This is a genomic window from Stenotrophomonas sp. 22LJNL06-5-1 (assembly GCF_056861455.1).
In genome coordinates, this window is the sequence record NZ_JBSPUE010000001.1 from 1,215,842 (window position 1) to 1,224,809 (window position 8,968).

An 8,968-nucleotide genomic window follows, 5' to 3' on the forward strand; every position below is an offset into this window, starting at 1 on the left:
AGAGCCGAGCGTGGGCTTGGCTCTACAGGGATTCAGGCACAGTCGTGGACTCGGCCCGCATCAGATTGCGCCAGTGGCGCAACGCCACCAGTGCGTTGATCCAGAAGCCCACGTACAGGATCGAGGTCAGGTGCAGGCCACGGCTGTAGTACAGCGGCACCGCGACGGTGTTCACCAGCAGCCACACCCACCACGATTCCAGCTTGCGCCGCATCATCAGGATCTGCGCGATCACGCTCAGCACCAGCACCGCCGAATCGATGTAGGGCGCGTAGGCGTTGGTCAGGCGGGTCAGCATCCAGCCGTAGCCGAACGTGGCCACCACCGCCAGCGGCGCCAGCCAGGCCCATGCACGCGGTCGCAATGAGGTGATCGGCAGCGGCGCGCCGTGATCGCCACGCAGCCACTGCCACCAGCCCAGCACGCTGATGGCAATGAAGAAGAACTGCAGCACCATGTCCGCATACAGATGCGAGCGCTCGAACACCGCGGCAAACAGCGCGCAGCCGACGATGCCCAGCCACCAGGTGTGCACGTTGTTGCGGCCGGCCAGCAGGATCGAGCCGGCGACGGCGATGTTGGCAGCCAGCTCCAGCTGGAAGTTCGGATCGGACAGGTTCATGGCGCTATTGTCGTGGATCCACACCGTGGATGGCTGCGATCTTCAGTAGATCCACGCCACGCGTGGATGGCCCGTGGCCACAGAAAAAGAAGGCCCCGCTTGCGCGGGGCCTTCCGTTTACTGCGTCAGGCCGAGGCCTGGATCAGAACTTGTACTGGAACGAAGCAGCCAGCACGTCGCCACGGACCTTGTACTTGCCCGACAGCGAGTTGCCCTGGTTGGCAGTGGTCGCACGCACGTTCACGTTCGGATCGCTGGTGAACAGGTGGGTGTAGCCAAAGTTGTACTCGGTGTTTGCCGACGGGGTCCAGCCCACGCCCAGCGACAGCCACTTGCGGCTGGTATCCGGCACGCGGACGTCGCGGTGGGCGTCGGTGGTCGGGGTCTGGTCCAGCGCAACACCACCGCGCAGGGTGACGGTGTCACTCAGCTTGTAGTCGGCGCCCAGCGACACAAAGGTGGTGTCGCGGTAGCCGAACTCCAGGACCGAATCCGCCTGCGGCGAAGCGTAGTCGACGGTGACGCTGTCAAAGGCGGTCGACCAGGCGGTACGGGTCACGTCGCCCATCACGGTCCAGCGATCGTTGACCTTGTGGGTCACGCTCAGGGTGGCCGAGGCCGGCATGGTCACCGTGGCCTTGCCGCTGGTGTCCATGAACCAACCGCGGGTACGCGGCGAGTTGGTCAGCAGCGAACGGGCGCGGTCGGCGCCGCTGAAGGTCGCATCACCACCGGTGATCTTGTGCTCGACCTTCGAACGGTAGCTCAGGCCGATGTGGGTGTTCTCGTCGATCGAGAACAGGCCACCGACGGTCCAGCCCACGGCATTGTTGTCACCCTCGATCTTCAGGGTGCCATCCGCGCTGCCCGGGGCGAAGCCCGGAGCGCCGGCACCGGCCAGGATGCTGCCGTAGTCGACGGCGTTGCTCAGCTCAATGGTCAGGTGCTCGACGAACACCGACGCGCCGAAGGACACGTACGGGTTGACGTCATACGACGCGGCGAAGCCGAGGTCGATGGCCTTCAGATCGGTCTTCAGGCCGCTGTAACGACCCACCCAACCGTTGTCGTATTCGGTCTTGAAGCCGAACGGTGCGGTCAGCGACACACCGAAGTGGGCCTTCTCGCCGATCGGCATGTGGAAGTACGCGGCCGGAACCGGGGCGATCATGCCGGCGTCGCCGCCGTCACCACCGCTCTGCGGACGGCCTGCCGCATTGCGGCCCTGACCCTTGAACTCGGCCTTGAAGCTGATGGCGCTCAGGTCGCCCTGGACCATCGTGCCATCGAGCTGGCGCATGCCGGCCGGGTTCACGGCGATGATGGAGGCGTCGCCTTCGGCGCTGCCGGAGCCGGCGAATGCGCGGCCCAGGCCCTTGGCGCTGTTTTCCTTCAGCTGGAAGGCAGCGGCGTTGGCGTCGGCAGCAGCCAGCGCACCGGCAACGCCGACGGCCAGCAGGGTCAATCGGGCAATGGTGGAAGCGGTTTGCATCGTAGTTCTCTCTCTCCGGTAAGCGGTGATGGTGCTCTGAGTGCGCCTGCGCCCGGCGGGCCTTGGGGCCCTTCGGAGCGCGCCGGATTCCCCTCCCGACATACGACGCCGTATGCGAGTATTACCCAGAGCTGTTAATGAAACAATAACAGCGCAGGCGCTTTTTTCGTCTCAAAAGCTGAACAGGACAATCCCCGCCGTAAGCGCCCTCACGCTAGGCTAGTGCCCATGTTCGTCTCCCTCCCGTCGCGCAAGAAGGCGGCCCTGCGCTGGGCCACGCCCGTGCTGTTTGCGGCACTGTGGCTGGCGTTCCTGTGGTCGATCTCGCGTCCGGACGACGCCCGCGGCAGCCTTTGGCTGGACTGGGGCGCCCTGTCCACCGGCCTGACCCACCCGCTGGACTGGTGGGCGACCCTGCAGGACGGCAGCGTGCTGCGCCTGTTCACCGCCCTGTTCCTGCACGCGGACTGGTCGCACCTGCTGGGCAATCTGGTGTTCCTGCTGATCTTCGGCCTGCCCGCCGAACGGGTGCTGGGCCCGTGGCGCCTGCTGCTGCTGTTCCTGGTCGGCGGTGCAGTGTCCAACCTGGTGGCGATCTACACCATGGGCAGCCCGGACCAGATCATCATCGGCGCCAGCGGCGCGGTGTCGGCGCTGATCGGCGCCTATCTGGCCCTGTTCCCCGGCGCCCGGCTGGGCGTAGTGATCCCGCTCGGCCTGTTCCTGGAGTTCGTGCGTGCCCCGGCCTACCTGCTGATCGGCGTCTGGGCCGCCCTGCAGGTGGTGTTCGCCCATATCGGCCCGAGCTTCGGCATGGTCGCCTGGTGGGCGCACATCGGCGGCTTCCTGTTCGGCCTGCTGTACGGCGTGTACGTGCGGGCGGCCATCGCCCGTCGCCTGCGCAAGCGGCACGGCTTCTGACTCCAGGTAGTGCCGGCCGCTGGCCGGCTCCACGCTCACCCGTCCGTTCGTAGATCAGTCGAGCTTGGCTCGACTCTACAGAATCAGGGCTTGGCCGGGACCGGAGCGGGTTTGGCTTCCGGTTTGGCTTCTGGCTTCGCTTCTGGCTTCGCTTCTGGCTTCGCTTCTGGCTTCGCTTCTGGCTTCGCTTCTGGCTTCGCTTCTGGCTTCGCTTCTGGCTTCGCTTCTGGCTTCGCTTCTGGCTTGCCTTCCGCCTTCGGTTCGGCCTTCGGTTCGGCCTTCGCTTCCGGCTTCACCGCAGCGGCCTTCGCGGCCTTGGCCGCATCCGCTTTCGCCGCTTCGGCCTTCAAGCGTGCAGCCACCGAACCCGGGTTCTTCAGCTCGGCCAGCGCCTCGTTGATCGGGCCATCGCCCGGCAGTACCGCACCGGCGTGGTAGCCCTCGGTGCCTTCGTCGTCACCGCGCAGATGACCCGGCAGGGTCGCTTCGCTGTAATCGCTCAGGCTGGCCGGCAGTGCATCCTCGGCCGGCGTAACGGCCGGCTTCAGTTCGACCTCTGGAACGATGCCAGTGGCCTGGATCGACTTGCCACTGGGCGTGTAATAACGCGCGGTGGTCAGCTTCACCGAATCGCCGTTGTCCAGTGGCAGCACGGTCTGCACCGAACCCTTGCCGAAGGTGCGGCTGCCGACCACGCGGGCGCGCTTGTTGTCGCGCAGCGCCCCAGCCAGCACTTCCGAGGCACTGGCCGAACCCGCATCGACCAACACCACCACCGGTGCGCCCTTCAACAGATCGCCCGGCGTTGCATCGAAACGTGCATCGCTGATGCTGATGCGGCCACGGGTACTGACGATGTTGCCCTTGTCGAGCAGATCGTCGGCCACCTGCACGGCAGCAGTGAGCAGGCCACCCGGATTGCTGCGCAGATCCAGCACCAGGCCCTTGAGCTGGCCACCGGACTGCTTCTGCAGCTGCTGCACGTGCTTCTGGAAGTCCGAACCGGTGTCGGCCTGGAACGTGCTCAGGCGGATGTAGCCATAGCCCGGTTCCAGCAGGCGGCTTTTCACGCTGGTCACGCGGATGGTCTGGCGGGTGAGGCTCACGTCGAATGGCTTCGGCTTGCCTTCGCGCACGATGGTCAGCACCACCTTGCTGCCGGCCGGGCCGCGCAGCGGTTCGCTGGCATCGATCGCGCTGATCGGCTTGCCGTCGATGGCGATGATCAGGTCACCGGCGAGGATGCCGGCCTTGGCCGCCGGCGTGTCGTCGATCGGCGAGATCACCTTCATGCTGGCGTTGTCCGGCTGCTGCTGCAGCTCCACGCCGATGCCTTCGTAGGCGCCGCTGGCCTGTTCGTCGAAGGCCTGCGCGTCTTCCTTGTTGAAGTAGGTGCTGTGCGGATCGAGATCGAGCAGCAGGCCACGCACCGCTGCCTGCATCAGTTTCTTGTCATCGACCGGATCGACGTAGGCGGCCCGCACTGCGTTGTAGACGGCCACGAAGCGGCGGATGTCCTCCAGCGGCACCTTCGAGGTCACCGCCTCCTCGCTGCTCGCTGCCTGCCCGCCGGTTTCCTGGCTCGGGGCGGGCGCGGTCTGCTGCGCCCAGGACAGCGCTGGCAACAGGGCCAGCAAGAGGGTGGCGGTACGGGCTGCGCGCATGGATCACTCCTGTCGACGGTGGCATGGTGCCCAAGGCACATGCACCGATTATGCGCGAAGCACAGCTAAATTCCCGTTGAATCCAGCCCGCACGTGGCGAGCCGGGATTCAGCGCCGCTGCAGCCAGCTGTCCGGATTCACCGGTTGCCCGCCACGACGCAGCTCGAAGTACAGCGCGGTGACACCCTGGCCGCCGGAATTGCCGACCTTGGCCACCGCATCGCCGCGGCTGACCCGTGCACCGGCGTCCTTGAGCAGGGTGTCGTTGTGGGCGTACAGGCTCATGTAGCCGTTGCCGTGGTCGACGATCAGGATCATGCCGTAACCGGTCATCCAGTCGGAGAACACCACGGTACCGTCGGCCACGGCGGTGACGGTGCTGCCTGCCGGTGCGCCGATCAGCACGCCGCTGCTGGTACGTCCGTCAGGCAGCTTGCCGCCATAGCGGGCCAGCAGGTTGCCGGACAATGGCCAGCCCAGGCCCCCCACCTTCGGGGCCGGTGCGGACGCCACCGCCGGCGGAACCTTGGTGGGCGGTGGCGGGCGGCCCTGCGCGGCAGCCTGGCGCGCGGCTCGTTCGGCAGCGGCCTTTTCGGCGGCGGCTCGACGTGCAGCCGCGCGACGCTCGGCCTCGGCACGGGCAGCGGCCGCACGCAGATTGGCCAGCAGTGTTTCCAGCGCCTTGGCATCCTGGCCCAGCGCCTGTTCCTTCTCGCGCTGGTCCTTGAAGCGCTCGTCCAGCGAAGCAACGGTCTTGGCGCGATCGCGGCGGTCCACTTCCAGGGCCGCTGCCTGCTGTTTCTGGTCCTGCTGCGCCCCCTGCAGCTTCTGCTTGCGCTCGGCGATCTGCGCCTGCAGTGCTTCCAGTTCCTTCAGGTCAGCCGTCAGCGTGGTGATGCGCTGTGCCCGCTCGCGCTGCAGGTAGCGGTGGTAGGCCAGGGCGCGGTTGGCATCGGCCACCGTGTCCTGCGACAGCAGCAGCTTCAGGGGTGCGTGGTTGCCCAGCTGGTAGGCCGCACGCAGCAGGCCGGCCAGCTCGCGATGCTGCTGGGCGAGATTGGCCTGCAGCGTGCTGCGGCGTTGTTCGGCCTCGGCCAGGGCCCTTCCCTGCTCACGCAGCGCGGTCTCTGTCTGCGCAAGCGCACGGCCGGTGCGGGCCACCTTCTCATCTGCCTCGCGCAGCTGCTGCGAGGCCTGGCCACGCTGGCCTTCGATCTGCCGGCGCTCCTGCGCCACGCCCTTCAGCTCACTGCGCAGTTTCTGCAGCTTGCGCTCGGTCTCGCGCGTGGTCTGCGCGGCACCCGGCAACGGCAACGCCAGTGCCAAGGCCAGCCCCAACAGCAGGCAGCGCCCGCCGCGGGCAGCGGCGATGTGATGTCGGCGTGATGGGAAGGCGTTGTCGCGCAAGGGCTTTCCAGTGACTTCAGGCAGTTGCGGGGGCTACCGGGGAATGGTGACATCTCCGCACGCGGCCTGCCAGCCGCACATCCATCGAGGTCCCCATGAAAGCTCTCTCCATTCCGCTGCTGTTGGGCGTACTGCTGGTCACCGCGCCGGTAGCAGCGCAGGAAAACATCAGCAAGGTCAACGGCAGCATCAGCGCCGAACCCGGCCAGCGCTACGGCAAGCTGGATACCGTCAACGGTGGCATCCGCGTCGGCGAAGGCGTCGAGACCGGCAGCATCGACACCGTCAACGGCGGGGTGAAGGTCGCCGATCGCGCGCGCACCGGCAAGATCGAAACGGTCAACGGCGGTGTACGCTTGGGCCGCGAAGTAATCGCCCATGGCAACGTCAGCACCGTCAACGGCAGCATCTTCAGCGATCGCGGCAGCCAGATCGAAGGCGGCGTTGAAACCGTGAACGGTGGCATCGGGCTGGTCGAAAGCCGCGTCGGCAACGACGTGGAAACCGTCAACGGTGACATCACCGTGGGCATCGGTTCGCAGGTCAAGGGCGGTGTGCACGTGCGCAAGCCGAACTTCAGCGTCTCGCTGACCGCCAGCCGCAAGCCACGCGTGATCATCGGCCCGAATGCCGTGGTCGACGGCCCGTTGCAGTTCGAACGCGAGGTGGTGCTGTACGTGCACCGCACGGCCCGCATCGGCCCGGTCACCGGCGCCGAGCCGATCCCGTTCGACACCGAAACCGCTCCGGCGGACTGAGCACACCGCGCCCATCGGTTCGGTGATACTCGCTGTTACCGGTCGTACACGAGGTGCGGCCGCCCTTTGTTTTCCAGGAATCGACGATGCCCCGCAAACTCCTCCTGTGCCTGGCCGCTGCGGCCGCGCTCAGTGCCTGCAAAGGCGAAGACACTCCGGCGCCCGCGCCGGCCACCGACACCGCCGCTGCCAAGCCGGCGGCCCATGCGTTCTCGCCCGAGATCAACGCCGGCGACTTCGCCGAGATGGTGAAGACACTGGCTTCGGATGAATTCGAAGGCCGCGCCCCGGGCAGCAAGGGCGAGGAACTGACGGTCAACTACATCCGCGACCAGATGCAGCGCATCGGCCTGCAGCCCGGCAACGGCGACAGCTGGTTCCAGGATGTGCCGATGACCGAGACCACGGCCGACGAATCGACCGTGCTGAAGATCACCCAGGGCGGCAAGACCACCGAACTGAAGTTCGGCACCGACATGGTGGTGGGTACCCGTACCGGCCAGGCCGAGGTGAAGGTCGATGCCAGCGACCTGGTGTTCGTCGGCTACGGCGTCGATGCGCCGGAGCAGAAGTGGAACGACTACGCCGGCCAGGACTGGAAGGGCAAGACGGTCGTGATGTTCGTCAACGACCCCGGCTTCCATGTCGATGACGCGAAGCTGTTCGACGGCAAGCGCATGACCTACTACGGTCGCTGGACCTACAAGTTCGAAGAGGCAGCACGCAAGGGCGCCGCCGCCGCGCTGATCGTGCACGACACCGCCGGCGCTTCCTATGGCTGGGATGTGGTGAAGAGCTCCTGGGCCGGCCCGCAGTACGACCTGCCGGCCAAGGATGACCCGGACGCCCGCATTCCGGTGCAGGGCTGGCTGAGTGCCGACGCCGCCAAGGCGCTGTTCGCCGGTGCCGGCCTGGACCTGGCACAGGCCTACAAGGACGCCAGCAAGCGCGGCTTCAAGCCGGTGCCGCTGAAGGCCACCGCTGCGGTCGATCTGAAGAGCCAGATTGCGCAGAAGCAGTCGCGCAACGTGGTGGGCGTGCTGCCGGGCACCAAGCGTGCCGACGAGGCCGTGCTGTACATGGCGCACTGGGACCACCTGGGCAAGCATGAGGGTGAGACCGGCGACAACATCTACAACGGCGCGGTCGACAACGCGACCGGCGTGGCCGGCATCCTCGAGGTGGCTGAAGCGATGGCCCACCAGGAGCCGAAGCCGGAGCGTTCGGTGGTGTTCCTGGCCGTAACCCTGGAAGAATCCGGCCTGCTGGGCTCGAAGTACTACGTTGCCCATCCGACCTTCCCGCTGGACAAGATCGCCGGTGTGATCAACATCGACGCGATGTCGGTGGCCGGCCGTGCGAAGGACGTGACCGTCACCGGCTTCGGCAGCTCGGAGCTGGAAGACATCCTCAAGCCGCTGGCTGCGGCCCAGGACCGCACGCTGCATGGTGAAACCTCGGTGCAGAGCGGCTTCTACTTCCGCTCGGATCACTTCAACTTCGCCAAGGCAGGCGTGCCTGCCCTGTACGCCGATGGCGGCGAGGACCTGCGCGAAGGTGGCGTGGACGCTGGCCGCAAGGCCGCAGCGGACTACGGCGCCAACCGCTACCACGGCCCGAAGGACGAGTTCGACGCAGCCACCTGGAAGCTGGACGGCACCGTCGAGGACCTGCAGCTGATGTACGGCGTCGGCAAGGAACTGGCTGGCGGTGATCGTTGGCCGAACTGGTACGAAGGCAACCCGTTCAAGGCAGCCCGCGACGCGATGATGAAGGACAAGGCCCCGGCCAAGTAAGTCGGGCCATGCTCGACTGAACATCGTTGAGAGCAGAGCGGCGCCCCACGGGGCGCCGCTTTTTTTGTGCGCTCCGCCATTGGTGGGTGCCACCCTTGGTTCGCACTCTGCCATCGGTAGCCGCCAACCTTGGTTGGCGCCGCCGCTCGCGGCGGTTCCATCAACGCACCTGCCGGCCAGCGGCCGGCACTACCCGCATTTTCTACGCACAAAGAAAAACCCCGCTGCATGAGCAGCGGGGTTTTGGGTGTAAACCCTGGCGATGACCTACTCTCGCATGGCTTGAGCCACACTACCATCGGCGCAGC

General features: G+C 66.6%; 7 protein-coding genes. 3 read left to right on the forward strand and 4 right to left on the reverse strand.

What is annotated here, in order from left to right; all coding sequences use genetic code 11:
* Window positions 1–22: 22 nt before the first annotated feature.
* On the reverse strand, window positions 23–622 hold the full coding sequence (gene pnuC / locus AC13GF_RS05655; RefSeq protein WP_483003665.1) for a nicotinamide riboside transporter PnuC: 600 nt from the start codon (window positions 620–622) through the stop codon (window positions 23–25).
* 142 nt (window positions 623–764) lie between these two features.
* Complete coding sequence (locus tag AC13GF_RS05660; protein WP_483003667.1) at window positions 765–2,114, reverse strand: outer membrane protein transport protein; 1,350 nt, start codon at window positions 2,112–2,114, stop codon at window positions 765–767.
* Between the two features lie 228 nt (window positions 2,115–2,342).
* On the opposite strand from AC13GF_RS05660, the gene AC13GF_RS05665 reads away from it, so the two are divergent.
* A complete protein-coding gene (locus AC13GF_RS05665) occupies window positions 2,343–3,035 on the forward strand; it encodes a rhomboid family intramembrane serine protease (protein ID WP_010484241.1) in 693 nt (230 codons plus the stop codon).
* Window positions 3,036–3,118: 83 nt separating this feature from the next.
* On the opposite strand, the gene AC13GF_RS05670 is transcribed toward AC13GF_RS05665, so the two are convergent.
* The gene (locus AC13GF_RS05670) at window positions 3,119–4,699 is read right to left on the reverse strand and encodes a S41 family peptidase (RefSeq protein ID WP_483003669.1); all 1,581 of its coding nucleotides are present in this window, start codon (window positions 4,697–4,699) and stop codon (window positions 3,119–3,121) included.
* A 108-nt stretch (window positions 4,700–4,807) separates the two neighbouring features.
* Window positions 4,808–6,106: a murein hydrolase activator EnvC family protein gene (locus AC13GF_RS05675; RefSeq protein WP_483003671.1), complete on the reverse strand. Its 1,299-nt coding sequence runs from the start codon at window positions 6,104–6,106 to the stop codon at window positions 4,808–4,810.
* Window positions 6,107–6,201: 95 nt separating this feature from the next.
* Between AC13GF_RS05675 and AC13GF_RS05680 the strand changes: the two genes are divergently transcribed.
* Entirely contained in the window at window positions 6,202–6,864 is a 663-nt protein-coding gene (locus tag AC13GF_RS05680) for a DUF4097 family beta strand repeat-containing protein (RefSeq protein ID WP_142807088.1), read from the forward strand.
* Window positions 6,865–6,950: 86 nt separating this feature from the next.
* Window positions 6,951–8,660 (forward strand): M28 family metallopeptidase, encoded by a 1,710-nt coding sequence (locus AC13GF_RS05685; protein ID WP_483003673.1) that lies wholly within the window; start codon window positions 6,951–6,953, stop codon window positions 8,658–8,660.
* The last annotated feature ends 308 nt before the right edge of the window (window positions 8,661–8,968 follow it).

Excerpts from the sequence above, each read along its gene's own strand:
- pnuC (WP_483003665.1), bottom strand. The coding sequence starts at position 622 with ATGAACCTGTCCGATCCGAACTTCCAGCTGGAGCTGGCTGCCAACATC.
- AC13GF_RS05660 (WP_483003667.1), bottom strand. The coding sequence starts at position 2,114 with ATGCAAACCGCTTCCACCATTGCCCGATTGACCCTGCTGGCCGTCGGC.
- AC13GF_RS05665 (WP_010484241.1), top strand. The coding sequence starts at position 2,343 with ATGTTCGTCTCCCTCCCGTCGCGCAAGAAGGCGGCCCTGCGCTGGGCC.
- AC13GF_RS05670 (WP_483003669.1), bottom strand. The coding sequence starts at position 4,699 with ATGCGCGCAGCCCGTACCGCCACCCTCTTGCTGGCCCTGTTGCCAGCG.
- AC13GF_RS05680 (WP_142807088.1), top strand. The coding sequence starts at position 6,202 with ATGAAAGCTCTCTCCATTCCGCTGCTGTTGGGCGTACTGCTGGTCACC.
- AC13GF_RS05685 (WP_483003673.1), top strand. The coding sequence starts at position 6,951 with ATGCCCCGCAAACTCCTCCTGTGCCTGGCCGCTGCGGCCGCGCTCAGT.